Origin of the sequence: Bizionia sp. (assembly GCF_048259285.1) — a bacterium.
Lineage (GTDB): Bacteria > Bacteroidota > Bacteroidia > Flavobacteriales > Flavobacteriaceae > Algorimicrobium > Algorimicrobium hallyeonense.
In genome coordinates this window covers 1-15,204 of the sequence record NZ_JBLXHU010000022.1, presented here as the reverse complement: position 1 = coordinate 15,204, position 15,204 = coordinate 1, and the positions used below count along the sequence as shown (strand labels likewise).

Annotated in this window: 11 protein-coding genes and 1 tRNA gene; all 12 read left to right on the top strand. The window is 31.5% G+C overall.

Annotation, left to right across the window (positions count from 1 at the left end; genetic code table 11):
* Positions 1 to 19: 19 nt before the first annotated feature.
* Complete coding sequence (locus ACN0QX_RS10995; RefSeq protein ID WP_248397925.1) at positions 20 to 1,927, top strand: ABC-F family ATP-binding cassette domain-containing protein; 1,908 nt, start codon at positions 20 to 22, stop codon at positions 1,925 to 1,927.
* 113 nt (positions 1,928 to 2,040) lie between these two features.
* Positions 2,041 to 2,781 carry a Two component regulator three Y domain protein gene (locus ACN0QX_RS10990; protein WP_417196994.1) on the top strand — a complete coding sequence of 247 codons (741 nt, stop codon included), beginning with the start codon at positions 2,041 to 2,043 and terminating at the stop codon, positions 2,779 to 2,781.
* Positions 2,782 to 2,852: 71 nt separating this feature from the next.
* Complete coding sequence (locus ACN0QX_RS10985; RefSeq protein WP_248397929.1) at positions 2,853 to 3,035, top strand: CPXCG motif-containing cysteine-rich protein; 183 nt, start codon at positions 2,853 to 2,855, stop codon at positions 3,033 to 3,035.
* A 119-nt stretch (positions 3,036 to 3,154) separates the two neighbouring features.
* Positions 3,155 to 3,227: transfer RNA gene (locus tag ACN0QX_RS10980), tRNA-Met, on the top strand.
* Positions 3,228 to 3,281: 54 nt separating this feature from the next.
* Positions 3,282 to 4,682: a tyrosine-type recombinase/integrase gene (locus ACN0QX_RS10975; protein WP_417196992.1), complete on the top strand. Its 1,401-nt coding sequence runs from the start codon at positions 3,282 to 3,284 to the stop codon at positions 4,680 to 4,682.
* A gap of 173 nt (positions 4,683 to 4,855) precedes the next feature.
* Positions 4,856 to 5,815 (top strand): hypothetical protein, encoded by a 960-nt coding sequence (locus ACN0QX_RS10970; protein ID WP_417196990.1) that lies wholly within the window; start codon positions 4,856 to 4,858, stop codon positions 5,813 to 5,815.
* 321 nt (positions 5,816 to 6,136) lie between these two features.
* Positions 6,137 to 6,274: a hypothetical protein gene (locus ACN0QX_RS10965; protein WP_417196988.1), complete on the top strand. Its 138-nt coding sequence runs from the start codon at positions 6,137 to 6,139 to the stop codon at positions 6,272 to 6,274.
* Between the two features lie 2 nt (positions 6,275 to 6,276).
* Positions 6,277 to 7,329 carry an AAA family ATPase gene (locus ACN0QX_RS10960; protein WP_417196986.1) on the top strand — a complete coding sequence of 351 codons (1,053 nt, stop codon included), beginning with the start codon at positions 6,277 to 6,279 and terminating at the stop codon, positions 7,327 to 7,329.
* Between the two features lie 5 nt (positions 7,330 to 7,334).
* Positions 7,335 to 7,523: a hypothetical protein gene (locus ACN0QX_RS10955; RefSeq protein ID WP_417196984.1), complete on the top strand. Its 189-nt coding sequence runs from the start codon at positions 7,335 to 7,337 to the stop codon at positions 7,521 to 7,523.
* A gap of 378 nt (positions 7,524 to 7,901) precedes the next feature.
* On the top strand, positions 7,902 to 8,780 hold the full coding sequence (locus ACN0QX_RS10950; RefSeq protein WP_417196982.1) for a DUF6371 domain-containing protein: 879 nt from the start codon (positions 7,902 to 7,904) through the stop codon (positions 8,778 to 8,780).
* A 483-nt stretch (positions 8,781 to 9,263) separates the two neighbouring features.
* Positions 9,264 to 12,575 (top strand): helicase-related protein, encoded by a 3,312-nt coding sequence (locus ACN0QX_RS10945; protein ID WP_417196980.1) that lies wholly within the window; start codon positions 9,264 to 9,266, stop codon positions 12,573 to 12,575.
* Positions 12,575 to 15,204 (top strand): Eco57I restriction-modification methylase domain-containing protein (locus tag ACN0QX_RS10940; protein WP_417196979.1); only part of this gene is annotated, 2,630 nt, incomplete at its 3' end. The genes ACN0QX_RS10945 and ACN0QX_RS10940, both read left to right, overlap by 1 nt.

Here is a 15,204-nt window from a genome sequence, read left to right as displayed (position 1 = left end):
TAGTAACAATTGTAAAAAAATGCTCAATATTCACAACCTTTCTGTTTCCTTTCAAGGCGATTATCTCTTTGAAGAAATTACCTTCAAAATAACCGCAGGCGATCGTATTGGTCTCATTGGGAAAAATGGCGCAGGAAAATCGACCATGCTAAAAATTTTAGCAAAAGAAATGGAGCCAGATTCTGGCCAATTGGCAGCCGATAAAAACTTACGAATCGGATTTTTAAAACAGGATATCGATTTTGAATTAGGACGAACCGTTCTGGAAGAGTCCTACGAAGCTTTTAAAGAAATTAAGGAAGTTGAAGCAAAGCTTGATGATATAAACACCCAATTGGCAACACGTACCGATTATGAAAGTGATGGCTATCATCAACTCATGGTGGATGTAAATGATATGCAACACCAATATGAAATTTTAGGTGGTTATAACTACCAAGGCGAAACCGAGAAAATACTTCAAGGTTTAGGGTTTAAGCGTGAGGATTTTAATAAATTAACGGATACCTTTTCTGGAGGTTGGCGTATGCGAATTGAGTTAGCCAAGCTTTTATTGCAAAACAATGATTTGCTGCTTCTGGATGAGCCTACCAACCACTTGGATATTGAATCTATTATCTGGCTGGAAGGCTTTTTAACAGGCTATTCCGGTGCTGTGGTAATTGTATCACACGATAAAATGTTTTTAGATAATGTGACGAACCGAACAATTGAAATTTCATTAGGAAGAATCTACGATTACAACAAGCCATATTCCAAGTTTTTAGTATTGCGAAAAGAAATAAAAGAGCAACAATTAGCCACACAAAAAAATCAGCAAAAGGAAATTGAACAAACCGAAAAGCTAATTGAAAAGTTTCGTGCTAAAGCATCTAAAGCTACCATGGCACAATCCTTAATCAAGAAGTTGGACCGAATGGATAGGATTGAGGTTGATGAAGATGATAACAGCGTCATGACGCTTAAATTCCCGGTGTCTATTGTTCCTGGGAAAGTGGTGATTGAAGCAAATAATATCACTAAAAAATATGGCGATTTAACCGTTTTAAAAGATATCGATTTGCATATTGCTCGCGATATTAAAACGGCGTTTGTTGGACAAAATGGTCAAGGAAAATCCACATTAGCTAAAATTATTGTGGGCGAATTAAAGCATGAAGGCAGTTTAAAACTCGGTCACAATGTTCAAATAGGGTATTTCGCACAAAACCAAGCTGAATATTTAGATGGTAATAAAACGGTTTTAGATATTATGATTGATGCGGCCAATGAGAAAAATAGAAGTCGCGTTCGTGATATTCTAGGATCTTTTTTATTCCGCGGTGATGAAGTAGATAAGTATGTTCGTGTATTATCTGGAGGTGAACGAAACCGTTTGGCACTAGCCAAATTATTATTGCAGCCTTTTAATGTATTGGTTATGGATGAGCCAACGAATCATTTGGATATCAAATCTAAAAACGTGTTAAAGGATGCCCTAAAACAATTTGAAGGAACATTAATTCTAGTATCGCACGATAGAGATTTTCTCCAAGATTTAACCGATACGGTTTATGAATTTAAAGATCATAAAATAAAAGAATATCTCGGAAATATTGATTTCTACCTCCAACAACGTAATGTTGAAAATCTGCGTGAGGTGGAAAAACGTGATGTAGAAAAACAAGCGCCTAAAGAAAGCAATAAAGAAAGTTACGAATACCAAAAGAAATTTAAATCGCTTAATAATAAGTTGAGTAATATTGAATCTAAAATTCAACAATTAGAAAAAACGATAAAAGAAATTGATGTGGAGCTCGCCACAAATTACGATGAAGTGGTTTCTAATCCGGACTTTTTCGAAAGTTATCAAAGTAAAAAAGATAAATTAGAAAGTTTAATGCATGACTGGGAGCAGGTTCAAGAATCTTTAGACGCTTTGGATTAATTTGTGATTTTGGGTGTAAAATCTTAACAAAACGTGCATTTCATCGAATAAATTTGTTTTTAATCTATATTCGACTTAATATTGTTCAAGATTTGATTCCAAATTTATCACTTATGAAAGCTATTAAACTATCAATTTTATGTTTGTTTGTAACAGCCTTGTCATTGGCTAACGTTACAAATACGGAGAAAGCTGCGCTTGTAGCACTTTATAATTCTACAAACGGAAGTCAATGGACACATGCTTGGGACTTATCATCTCCTATGGAAAGTTGGTATGGCGTAACGGTTAAAAACAACCAAGTTGTAGATTTAAATTTAGAATTCAATAACTTACAAGGAACACTTCCCCAAGAAATAGGAAATTTGGTTAATTTGAAGCATTTAAATTTCGGTTTAAACAAGCTATCAGGTTCCATTCCTTCATCAATAGGAAATTTAAACAAATTAGAAACATTAAACTTATCTATGAATATTCTAGATGGGTCTATACCTACTAATATTAGTAAGTTATCAAACCTACGCATATTAGAATTAGGCAGTAATAAGTTAACCGGCACGATACCTACAGAAATTAGTGCTTTGAGTAATTTAGTAAAATTAAGTTTAATCGATAATAAGATTAGTGGTGAGATTCCTGCTGAAATTATGGCATTAACACAATTAGAAGAAATTGTTTTAGCTAATAATCTATTAACAGGAGACGTACCATTTGAATTATCTTATTTCCCCAAATTAAAAACTTTTATGGTAAGCGACAACAAATTAAACCAGGAGTACATTAGCGTTATTAACGGTAATAATCCAAACATGATGGACTTAAATTCAGGATCTGTTATTACAGACAACGATTAAGGAAACGTACAAGAATTATTTTAATAAAGAGGTTATTTTTTAATAACCTCTTTTTTTTGTATTTTAATTTTATGGAAGAACACGAGTTTCAATGCCCATATTGTTGGGAGTCTATTTCAATGTTATTAGATAGCTCACAATCTGAGCAGCAATATATTGAGGACTGTGAGGTCTGCTGTAATCCCATTCAAATATCGGTGCAATTTGAGGGGCAAAACTTGGTTAGTTTTCGTGCAGAAAACATTGAGCAATAATTTTTTTTAAATTCTGCTTGTTATATTTAAAAAGCATTGTATCTTTGCAGTCCAAAATGGTTGAATCGGCATTATGAACCGGTAAGTTAAAAGCTAAACAACGTACTTGGAAATTAAATCGCGGGATAGAGCAGTAGGTAGCTCGTCGGGCTCATAACCCGAAGGTCACTGGTTCGAGTCCAGTTCCCGCTACAAGGCTTAAGTCTAATTAAATCAAAGGGTTGTGTATTCACAACCCTTTTTTTTATGACTTCAGTTTTAAGTTTTATATTGCAGGTACATGATACAGTACATGATTTGCCTATGTTACCCAACTACAACGAACCTAAAATTTACACTGGCGGAGTGGATATAAACCACTGGTCAAAACTTACTAAAAAGCAACAGAGAGAGGCGCTTAAGAAAGATTGGTATATTTATTATTCTTACCGAGACCCAGAGACAAAGAAGCTAAAACAGCAGAAAAGAATCAAAGGTTCAGCCAACAGTTTTTCAACCAAAAGACATCGTCTTATCATTTTGGAGAAGATTAGGAGACAATTATTAAATGTTTTAGATGCAGGATATAATCCGTATTTAAAAGATAATTCTCATGTGAAGGAAAATTTGACTGGAAAACCAGAAACTCCAGTTATAGAAAATCCAGAACCAGTTGTTGTTGAGAAACCGAAATTAAAAGTAGATGCTCCTGCCAAAAAAATAAAGGAAGCTGCTCGACCAATTCCTAAAGAAGCGTTAATTGAAACGACGCTTGAAGAAGCTAAAAAAATAGTTTTAGATACAAAGGCAAAAGTTCTGAATGAAAACTCCTTTCCAAAATTCAGAAGTCGAATAAACCAGTTTTATAGATGGCTTTATGAGAATGACTTTGTAGAGGAGGATTCTATTGAAACAATTACGAAGAAGACCGTAATACATTATCTAAATAGCGTATTACAAAAGACAAGTCCTCGTAATCGAAATAATACACGAACAGATTTAGGCTCTTTCATTGAAACATTAGTTGACAATGATGTATTACAAACTAATTTTGTTACCAAAATAAAAAGACTGACAGCTAAACCTTCGCGAAATAAGTCCTACAGTTCTGACTTACTAAAAGAACTTAAGGATTACATGAATGAAAATGACCCTTTATTATCACTTTTTGTAGATTTTGTATCCTATGGATTTTTGAGACCTATGGAGGTTTGCAGATTGAGAATAGGTGATTTAAATATCAAGGACATGAAGATGCAGGTTCGAGCAAAAAATAAACTGGTCAAAGAAAAAATAATTCCTAAAATATTATTTGATAAACTACCTGACTTAACCGCTTTTTCTAAAGATGATTGTCTTTTTACAAATCTCCAAATTGGAGGGGAATGGGATGTGACTGAAGCCAGCAAGCGTGACTATTTTACAAAGCGATTCAAGAAAGTTAAAGATCATTTTGACCTTAATGAAGATTATGGTTTATATAGTTTTAGGCATACCACTATTTCAGAAATATATAGGGAATTATCTAAAGAACCCAATATGACACCTTATACAGTTAAGAGTAAGCTGATGTTAATTACAGGGCATTCATCCATGACAGCATTGGAGAGTTACTTACGTGATATTGATGCTCAACTACCAGAAGATTTCTCGCATTTACTGCAATAAGTAGAGTTAAATAAAGAGTGTATTACATCGTATTACAATGTATTACGGTGTAGTACATTGTAATGCAATAGGTTATAAAGGTGATTTATTATAGCATAAATTTAAGGTTAAAGCTCCTTTTCTTTGTTCTCGTAAAAAAGTATTTTCGTGGCTCATAAAACCCCTAACCTACTATGAAATATTTCGGAAAGCTTGAAAGAAAAAAGTTTGAAAAAGAATCTCAAAATAAGCAAGACGAAATACTCGTTCTAAATGAATTTTACGAACGTATCATGCGGACTGGTAATGTTTCGGTGTCTGATGCATTCTCAAAATCTGTAAGGGTGTCCTTAACCCCTTCAAATCAACCTACGAAGATTTTGGTAGATGAAATTTATGAATTGCTATTAGTTCGGTATAAGCTTTATATTGAGAACATCTTTATTGCTTTCTTCCATGAGTTTAATGAGGAGATTTATGGCTTAACTCATGCGGAAGCAAGGAAGATTGCTTTACAGAATTTCAAATTAATATATAAAGACTTAAAAATTGAAGGCTTTAATAAGGTAAACCGAGAAACATCTTCGCTCGGTATAGAAAACATTGCTGTAGAAAAACGTTTAGAGTATTTGAGCTTGCGAAGAATGGCAATTAAGAGAAATATAGCTATCCGTAGTTTTGTGTTAGAATACCTATATGGTAATATGGAATTTTTTACCGATGAATTTGTAAATGAGAATGACCTCATTAATGAATTTATATTTTTTGAGTCCCAACTGAAAATCATTTTGAGCCTAAATGATAGATATGCATTTGAAACCGATATCTATTTTTCAAAGGCAGCTAAAGCAAAGAATATCTTTGAAAAATATCCAAATATTTTCACCACTTTAGAGTCATTCTTAAAAATTCATTTAACTATTGAGAACCTTGAGGAAAATGTATCTTCTAGCATTAATTGTTTATATCATGCGATTAATGAGCTTAAACTAATAAAAGGTAAAAAATCTGATTTCATAACTTATCTAAAAGATGAGCATGCTATTTCGAAGACCAATATTCCAAAAATTGAAACGGAATTTGATAGTCCAGATGTAAAAAGAATACATACTTTTCTCAAAGAATTTAAGGAATTTGCTTCGGAAAATCCATGATTTTCAAAAAACACCATAAATCGTTGTTTCCAACCATAAAATAACGTCTCTCCACCATGTTTCCCACTCAGTGATTTTTTAAATCCGAACGTAAATTGCACTCGGACTTTAAACACAATCACATGTACAACAATTTTAACGAATTACGTCACAATTTTCTCAAAGCATTGGATGCTTATGAGAGCCTTCTAAAAGAAAGAAACAACGCTCCTAAAATAAAGACAGGAGTTGTATTTAATTTTTTATTAATGAGTCACAGTAAGATAGAATCTATCCTGCTGTGGCTTTCTTGTTTATTAACCTTTAAAAAACCAAAGAACAATGAGTAAAACAGGATTAACCATTCGCATCGAAGATTATCTCCGAGAAGAGATTGAAAAACGCGCAGCGAAAAACAACCAAACAGTGTCGGCTTACGTTCGGCAAGTCCTATTGGATAAACACTTTATTTTTATGTAAATATGGGAGAAAGAAAACTAATTAATCAAGAAAAACTTGAAGTTGTAAACGATGATATCGATCAGCTTCAAGGAGCAATTAAAAAACAACAAAGCAATACCAGTTGCTTTGTTGTTAAACCAGCTAACCAATGGATAAATGAAGCAAGGCTTCGACCAATCCCAAAACTCTTATATGATAGATTTTGGTTTGAAGGCGAGTTGTGTATTCTTTTTGCTGACACCAATGTTGGTAAATCAATTTTAGCAGTTCAAATAGCTAATAGTATTAGTAAAGGTATAGCGATAAAAGGTTTTGAAATAGAATCAAAACCTAAAAAAGTGGCTTACTTCGATTTTGAATTATCAGACAAGCAATTTGAGAAACGCTATTCAGATAATTACAAAGACCACTACGTTTTTAATGACAATTTTTTAAGAGTTGAAATTAATACCGAAGTAGATGTGCCAAAACAGTTTAAAGATTACGAAGAGTATATCTGTCATTCATTTGAAGCTGTCATAGAAAAACATCAAGCAGAAGTTTTAATCATTGATAATATAACGTATTTGAAAAGTGATAACGAAAGAGCCAAAGACGCCCTTGTTATTATGAAGCATCTTAAAGCGCTGAATAAAAAGCATGGTGTATCTATTTTGGTATTGGCACACACCCCAAAACGGGATGCTACCAAGCCAATCACTAAAAACGATTTGTCAGGTAGCAAGATGCTAATGAATTTTTGTGATAGTGCTTTTGCAATTGGTGAAAGTGCTTCGATGCCTTCGGTACGTTATATCAAGCAAATTAAACAGCGTAATACAGAGCAGGTTTTTCACGCTGGTAACGTTGCCGTATGTAGAATTGAGAATCCTCATAATTTTCTACAATTCGAATTTGAAGGTTTTGGTTCAGAAGAAGAACATTTAAAACAGTATTCAACTTCGGATATATCAGATAGAGACAACACAATAAGCGATTTGAAAGAAGAAGGTTTGCCTAATACGGAAATAGCTTCCAAGTTAGGTATTAGTGAAGGAACAGTTAGAAACACGTTGAAACGATTAGATAAATAGGTTTAATGGATGCATCAGTAGTATATAGCGTAGCAAAAGCACTTCCGAAGGAAGAGCTGGCGAAGCTATACGATATGCTGAAATCTGAAATGTTTCCTGTAAAGCCTCCAATAAAGATTGATGAAACTATTGAAGACGTGAAATTTACAGACGAAGATGCATTAGAATACCTATTTGATAAATTTAATTTATGAAAACCCAATTAGTAACCCTCGTAAAATTCGTAAGGTTCGTAACCATTACGATAGTTACGAATTTTACGACCGTTACGATTATTACGAATACTACGACTACAGTTTAGTATGATTTAAAACAATCAAACGTGAACCTATTCAGTTTGGATAACATGACTGAATGTAATTAATGTGTTTAATACGAGAAGTTTAAAACCATGTCAGCTGGAATTAAATCTAATTTTCAAGCCATTTGAGATACGCACCAAGAAAAGTTAAAAGCTGAAAACAAGTCGTAACGCTCGTAAAAATCGTAATCCTCGTATTATTCGTAATCATTACGAATGCTACGAATAGTACAAAAGAATACTAACCACCAAATAACAAACCACAAAATTTATGAACAATACCTACAAATACCAATTAGATAAATCAAGTAAAAAATTTCCATGTCCACAATGTAAGAAAAGAACAATGGTAAGATATGTTGAAACTGAAACTAAAACCTATTTAGAACACCATATGGGAAGATGTGATAGAGAAAGCAAATGTGCTTATCATTTTACTCCTAAAGGCAACGAGCCTATTTCTGTGCTTCCAGAATATTACAAATCTGAAATCCCGACTTATCATTCAGATGAGACTATTGGGAGGTTCGGTAATAACCATAAAGCCAACAACTTTATTACCTATCTCTTACAATTCTTCACACCAAGAGATGTAACAGATGTCATACACAAATTCTTTATTGGAACATCAAATCATTGGAATGGTGCAACTGTATTTCTTCAAGTGGATGAATGTATTAAGGTTCACGCAGGGAAAGTGATGTTGTATGACAAGCAAACAGGCAAAAGAGTGAAGAAACCTTTTAATTGTATTACATGGTTACATCGTGTATTACGACTTAATGATTTTGTATTACAACAATGTTTATTTGGATTGCATAATTTGAATGACTGTAATATAAAAGATATTGGTATCGTAGAATCTGAAAAGACAGCTATTATCATGAGTATAATTAGACCTGATATTATATGGATGGCAACAGGCAGTAAGTCTAATTTTAAATCCAAATTATTAAAACCTTTAAAAGGACGTAAAATAATTGCTTTCCCAGACAAGACGGAATTTGAAATCTGGAATAAAACAGCAGAGCAATTAAGAAAGGAAGGGTTTAATATTTCATGTAGTAAATTATTAGAAGAAAAAGGTTTGGAAGATGGAGATGATTTGGTGGACTTTATTATGAATCAAAAAAAGGCTTTAGCAGCCTAATCAGATATAAGATTTTTTTCAAGACCGTAAAAAAAGTAAGGTAGCACCTTACTCTTTTTACGGTTTTTTGTTTCCAATATTAGGGTAAGTGCATTTTCAAATTAATGGTTAATAATGACCTGTTTTGACTACATCTGTAATCAATTAGACCTCATTTGAAGTCAATAGCAACGGTCAAAAAAATAAAAATAGTAAGGTATTACATTACTTTAAGTAAGGTTCTACCTTATACAAATTATGTTCAATCAATACTTATGTTAATTAGAAACCAAGAATAAAATTGTTCATTGAACAAAATAATGTGGATTTAATATTCCATCTAACAATTTGGTAGAAGTAAAAAGTCTGGATTATGATGACGATTTGATTGACTTTTTAGTCCTATTAAAAAAAAGTGAGTGAAATAATTAAGCATTTTATGGATTTCCTTAATGTCACCACCAAAAAGATTATTAAATTTATGACATAATTCAAAAAGGGTTAATGTCAACAAAGTTTTTTACTAATAAATCAAATAACAGCTTATTAAAAAAGTTCGAGGGAGTTTTTAAGAACTTACCTAACATACATAATTTTGATGCTTTAGTTGGCTATTTCAGAGCTACAGGATATTTCAAGTTAAGACCATATTTAGAAAACATACCAGAAATACGCATTTTAGTCGGGATTAATGTTGATGTTATTTTAGAGAAGTATCACTCATTAGGTCAACAACATATTATAGACCCACAAGAAACAAAGGATGAGTTTTTAAAAAAACTTAAAGAAGACATTCAAGAGGCTGATTACTCTAAAGAAATTGAAGATGGTATTATTCAATTCATAAAAGATATTGTAAACAAGAAAATTACAATTAAGGCGCATCCTGAAAAAAACTTACACGCCAAAATCTATATTTTTAAACCAAAAGATTTTAATGAATATTCTACAGGTAGTGTAATAACAGGCTCTTCAAATCTTACTGAATCTGGATTAGGTTCTCGGGCAAAGTCTAACTATGAATTTAATGTTGAATTAAGAGATTACGATGATATACGTTTTGCTTCAGAAGAGTTTGAGTTGCTTTGGAGTGAATCAATAGATATTTTACCTGTTGATATTTCTGGTTTAAAAGAAGAAACATTTTTAAATGACAACTTCACACCTTTTGAATTATACATCAAATTATTAATAGAATATTTTGGAAAACGTATTGAGTACGACCCTACAAACATAGACTTATTGCTTCCTGACAAATATTTAAGACTTACCTATCAATCCGAAGCTGCAATTGAAGGATATGAAAAGTTAATGAAGTATAACGGATTCTTTTTAGCGGATGTAGTAGGTTTAGGTAAAACTATTGTTGCTTCTATAATTGCAAAGAAGTTTGTGTTTGAAAATGGGTATCATTCTAAAATATTAATAGTATACCCACCAGCATTAGAAGAAAACTGGAAGACAACAATTAAAGATTTCCACATTGACAACAACACATATTTTGTTAGCACTCATAGTTTACATAAAGTAATAGATGGTACTAATAGAAACTATCCAAATCCTAATGAATATGATTTAATTGTTATTGATGAAGCTCATAAATTTAGAAATGATACTTCTAATATGTATGAGAAGTTGCAAACCATTACAAAAACAGATAGAAGAATACCAGGCTCTAATGGTGATACTCGTAAAAAAGTAATGTTGCTTTCTGCAACACCTTTAAACAATCACCCTGCGGATATAGAAAACCAGATTTATTTATTTCAAGATAAAAGAAATGCAAATCTTCCAAGCGTAAAAGATTTACAATCTTTCTTTACGCCATTAAAAGATGAGTATGATGAATTAAAAAAAGATGATATTCTTGATATAGATAAGGTTAAAGCAATTTTCGATAAAATTAGAGATAAAGTAATTGAGCCTTTAGTAATAAGAAGGAGTCGTACGGATATTGAAAATAACGAAGACTTTAAAAAAGATATTACAGAACAAGGTATTGTATTTCCTAAAATAAACCCACCTAATGAAGTTAGATATGAATTTGATGATGAATTAAGTCAATTATTTGATACTACGATTACGATGTTGACTTCTATGGATGAAAATAGAAACTCTTATGATGGTATTGGTTTTTATAGATATAGAGCAATAGAGTTTTTAATAAATGAAGAGGATAGAAAAAGATACGGTAATGTAGAGTCTATATCTAAAAGGTTAGCTGCGATAATGAAAACCTTATTGGTAAAACGTTTAGAAAGTAGTTTTTATGCTTTTAAAATGTCTTTATCTCGCTTACACAAAAACACGAATCATATGATTAAGATGTTTGAGGATGGTAAGGTACATATTGCGCCAGATGTTGATGTAAATAAATACTTAAATGAAGGTAAAGAGGAAGAGTTAGAAAAGAAAATGAATGAGAAAGGTGGAAATAATGAAACCTATTCTGATGAAGATTTTAGAGAAGATTTTATTGATTTATTAAAAGAGGACGCAAAGAAAATAAAACAGTTAGTTGATGAATGGTCTATAATAGATTACGACCCAAAATTAGATAAGTTTATAGCAGATTTAAAGACTAAATTTTTACACAAAAAAAATAATCATTCTGGTAAATTAGTTGTATTCTCTGAATCTAAAGAAACTATCGAATATGTTAGTGATACATTACGCGATATAGGTATCAATAAAATATTGACCATTAGCGCTGATAACCGAAAAGATAAATTTCCAACTATTTTAGACAACTTCGATGCTAATCAAGAAAAAGCAAGTTGGAAAAACGATTTTAATATCATCTTTACAACAGAAGTATTGGCAGAAGGTATTAACCTACATCGTTCTAATGTTATTGTTAATTATGATGTTCCCTGGAACTCTACCAGATTAATGCAACGTATTGGGCGTGTAAACCGTATTGGTACAGAAGCAGATGAAATACACGTTTTCAATTTTTATCCATCAGATAAATCAGATAATCAAATAAAGTTAACCAATACAGCTATAAAAAAGCTACAAGCATTCCATAGTGCATTTGGAGAGGATAGTCAAATATATTCGCAATTAGAAGAAGTTGGTGAAGCTGGTTTATATGGTTCTAAATTAAAAGAGGAAATTAATGAGACTTTATTATTTCTACAAGAGTTAAGAACATTCAAAAAAGAACATATCAATACGTTCAATAAGATTAAAAATATTCCTAAAAAATCTCGTATTGCTCGTAAATCAAGTAAGGTTGACTCTTTTATTAATGTAGATAATGCGTCAATCACATATATAAAAAGTGAAGGACATCCTGGTGTATTTTATAAAACGGATGAAAACAATGTTGTACACGAATTAACCTTTGTAAACGCTGCAAAAATATTTAAGGCAAACACTAAAGAGAAAGCTGTAAAACTTCCAGAGAATCATCATAAACAAGTCACAAAAGCCTTAACACACTTTAAAACAGTAGCTAAAAACATTGAGACTAAAAATGTAACTAAAGCACAATTATCTGCAACTGAAAAGAAAGTAATAACACAGTTAGAATTTTTTATTGGTGTAGCAGAAAATGAGTTTATAAAGAATCAATTACAAAGAGCATTAGATGAAATCTATAAAGGCTCTCATAGACAGTTACCTAATAAATTAAACAAGTTTTTTAAATCAAATACAGAGAATGACCCACAAAAAGTAGTTGAAAAGGTTTTTAATGATGTTTTAAAAAATATGAACTTTAGTGATAGAGCAAGAATAAAACAACAAAGAGCATCACTATTCAGTAAACCACAAATTGTAATATCAGAGTCTTACATCGAAACTAAATAATGGAAAGCATATTATCACAAATATTCACTTCAGATTATAATCGAACATCATTCGAGGATAATGTACTGAAACCTGTTTTTCTAAATTCGGTTAAAGATTTTGTTTTATATGATGAAGATGGAGAACAAGAAGTTGAATTAACAGATACTGAAAAGCGTACAGCTAAAAAAGTAGTTAAGTATGGTGAGTTTAAAACACACGATAATCGTAAAATAGAACTCTATGAAGTAACGGTTGAAGATTTTAGACAAGTAAAGATTGCTCGTGTAGGTTTAGGAGCATTGGTTAAAAAATTAATTATTGGTAATAATGCTGTATTCGCAACATTTAAATATGAAGATGTAGCCAATAAACATTGGCGATTTTCTTTTATAGCATACGACAGTTTTTTTGAGGAAGGACAAGTACAAACTAAAGAAACCAACCCCAAACGATATACCTATGTTTTTGGTGATGAGGACGAAACTTATCGTACAGCAATAGACCGTTTTAAAGAATTAGATAGTAAGTTTCAAATAAAGGTAAAAGATATACAAGATGCTTTTGCTGTTGAGGCAATGTCTAAAGAGTTCTTTGATGAGTATAGAGAAACGCATTATGCAAAGTTTGTAAAGTTCTTAACAGGAGAAGAGTTTCAAAAGAAAGGTGGTAAATTTCAATTAGTAGAAGTACAAAACCCATCACCTTTTTTAGCATCTGTGTTTAATGGCGATAAAAAAGAAGCCAGAGACTTTTGTAAAAAACTATTAGGGCAAATAGTGTTCTTATATTTTATTCAGAAAAAAGGTTGGTTAGGTGCAACAGATACCAATTATAAAGAAGGAAACGGAGATAAAAATTTCATTCAAAACTTTTATAAACAAGCAGGAGAAAATGACACATTTTATCCTTTATGGCTATCTAAACTATTCTACGATACACTAAATCAAAAAAGAACTCACGATGATTTTACAATGCCTGATGGTAAGGTGGTTAAAATCCCTTATTTAAATGGTGGCTTATTTGAAAAGGAATCTGAAAAATTCGACCATTTAGTATTTCCAAGTGAATTGTTTACAGACTTATTTGAGTTTTTTAATCGTTTTAATTTTACTATTTACGAAAACAGTCCAGAGGAACATACTATTGCAGTTGACCCAGAAATGTTAGGACATATTTTTGAAAACTTACTGGAAGACAATAAAGACAAAGGTGCTTTTTATACACCAAAGGAAATTGTGCAATATATGACACAAGAATCCTTAATAGAGTATTTAGTAACGCATCTTGGAGAAAACGCTAAAGATGGTATTAGTCAATTTGTAAAACAAAAAAACAAAGAAGCATTAACAGACACACAATTAAATGAAATAAATAATCTTTTAGACAAAGTAAAAATATGTGACCCAGCAATTGGTTCTGGTGCATTCCCAATGGGTTTACTACACGAAATATTTGCTTTAAAAGAACGTATTGCTTTCGATTTAGGTTTTAAGGTTTGGAGTCCAGCTACTGTAAAAGAGAACATTATTCAAAACTCTATTTACGGTGTAGATATAGAAAAAGGAGCAGTAGATATTGCGCAATTACGTTTTTGGTTAAGTCTAATTGTTGATGAAGAAGAACCAAAACCATTACCTAATTTAGCATATAAAATTGTGGTAGGTAACTCTTTAATTGGCAAATTTGAAAATGAAATAGTTGAAATTGATTGGAGTACAGATGATACTTCTGCTGGTTTTTTTGCGCAAGAGCTTATAAATGAAAAAACAGATTTACTAAAGACAATATCAAGTAAACAAAAAGACTTTTTTAGTGCCGATTCAAGCCAAAAAGATACTTTAAAAAAGGAAATTAGAGATTTAAAATTAGATATTCTATCCAAGCAATTAGCCTTAATGATAGAAACAAAAGGCTATCAGAAACAGACAGGTAAAAAACTGACTAAAAGAGAAACTGAAAAGTGGTTGGAAACCGAGGGTTGGAAGCGAACTTTGCAAAAAGTAAATGCTTTAAAAACGAATAACGAACCGTTTAATCATTTTGATTGGCGTTTAGATTTTCCAGAGATTTTAAACCCTATAGTAACTGAAAATACAGGATTTGATATTGTTATTGGTAATCCGCCTTACATAAAAGAATACACAAGTAAAGAGGCTTTTGATGGTTTTCGAAATTCTGATTACTATCAAGGTAAAATGGATTTGTGGTATGGCTTTGCTTGTATTAGTATAGACTTATTAAAAGAAAATGGTGTAGAGTGTTTTATTGCTCAAAACAATTGGATAACAAGTGCTGGAGCATCCATTTTTAGAAATAAGGTTTTACAAGAGACTACCATTAAATTATTTACTGATTTTTGGAATTACAAAGTTTTTAAATCGGCTGGTATTCAGACAATGATTTACTTATTAAAAAAAGAAAAACCGATAGATGATTACACAGTAAAATATTCTCTTTTGCAGAATGATAAAATTAAAGAATCTCAATTAGTTGAATTTTTAGATTTCTCTTTCAGCAATGGAATTAATGAAAAGTATAAAATAAGTTTTAATAGTTCTAAATATATAGATTCAAGCATCATTTTTGATAATCCAGTATTGGTAAGGTTATTAGATAAAATAGAATCTAAAAAGAATTTTAATTTATT

Coding starts and splice junctions, on each gene's coding strand:
- ACN0QX_RS10995 (WP_248397925.1), top strand. CDS start 20: ATGCTCAATATTCACAACCTTTCTGTTTCCTTTCAAGGCGATTATCTC.
- ACN0QX_RS10990 (WP_417196994.1), top strand. CDS start 2,041: ATGAAAGCTATTAAACTATCAATTTTATGTTTGTTTGTAACAGCCTTG.
- ACN0QX_RS10985 (WP_248397929.1), top strand. CDS start 2,853: ATGGAAGAACACGAGTTTCAATGCCCATATTGTTGGGAGTCTATTTCA.
- ACN0QX_RS10975 (WP_417196992.1), top strand. CDS start 3,282: ATGACTTCAGTTTTAAGTTTTATATTGCAGGTACATGATACAGTACAT.
- ACN0QX_RS10970 (WP_417196990.1), top strand. CDS start 4,856: ATGAAATATTTCGGAAAGCTTGAAAGAAAAAAGTTTGAAAAAGAATCT.
- ACN0QX_RS10965 (WP_417196988.1), top strand. CDS start 6,137: ATGAGTAAAACAGGATTAACCATTCGCATCGAAGATTATCTCCGAGAA.
- ACN0QX_RS10960 (WP_417196986.1), top strand. CDS start 6,277: ATGGGAGAAAGAAAACTAATTAATCAAGAAAAACTTGAAGTTGTAAAC.
- ACN0QX_RS10955 (WP_417196984.1), top strand. CDS start 7,335: ATGGATGCATCAGTAGTATATAGCGTAGCAAAAGCACTTCCGAAGGAA.
- ACN0QX_RS10950 (WP_417196982.1), top strand. CDS start 7,902: ATGAACAATACCTACAAATACCAATTAGATAAATCAAGTAAAAAATTT.
- ACN0QX_RS10945 (WP_417196980.1), top strand. CDS start 9,264: ATGTCAACAAAGTTTTTTACTAATAAATCAAATAACAGCTTATTAAAA.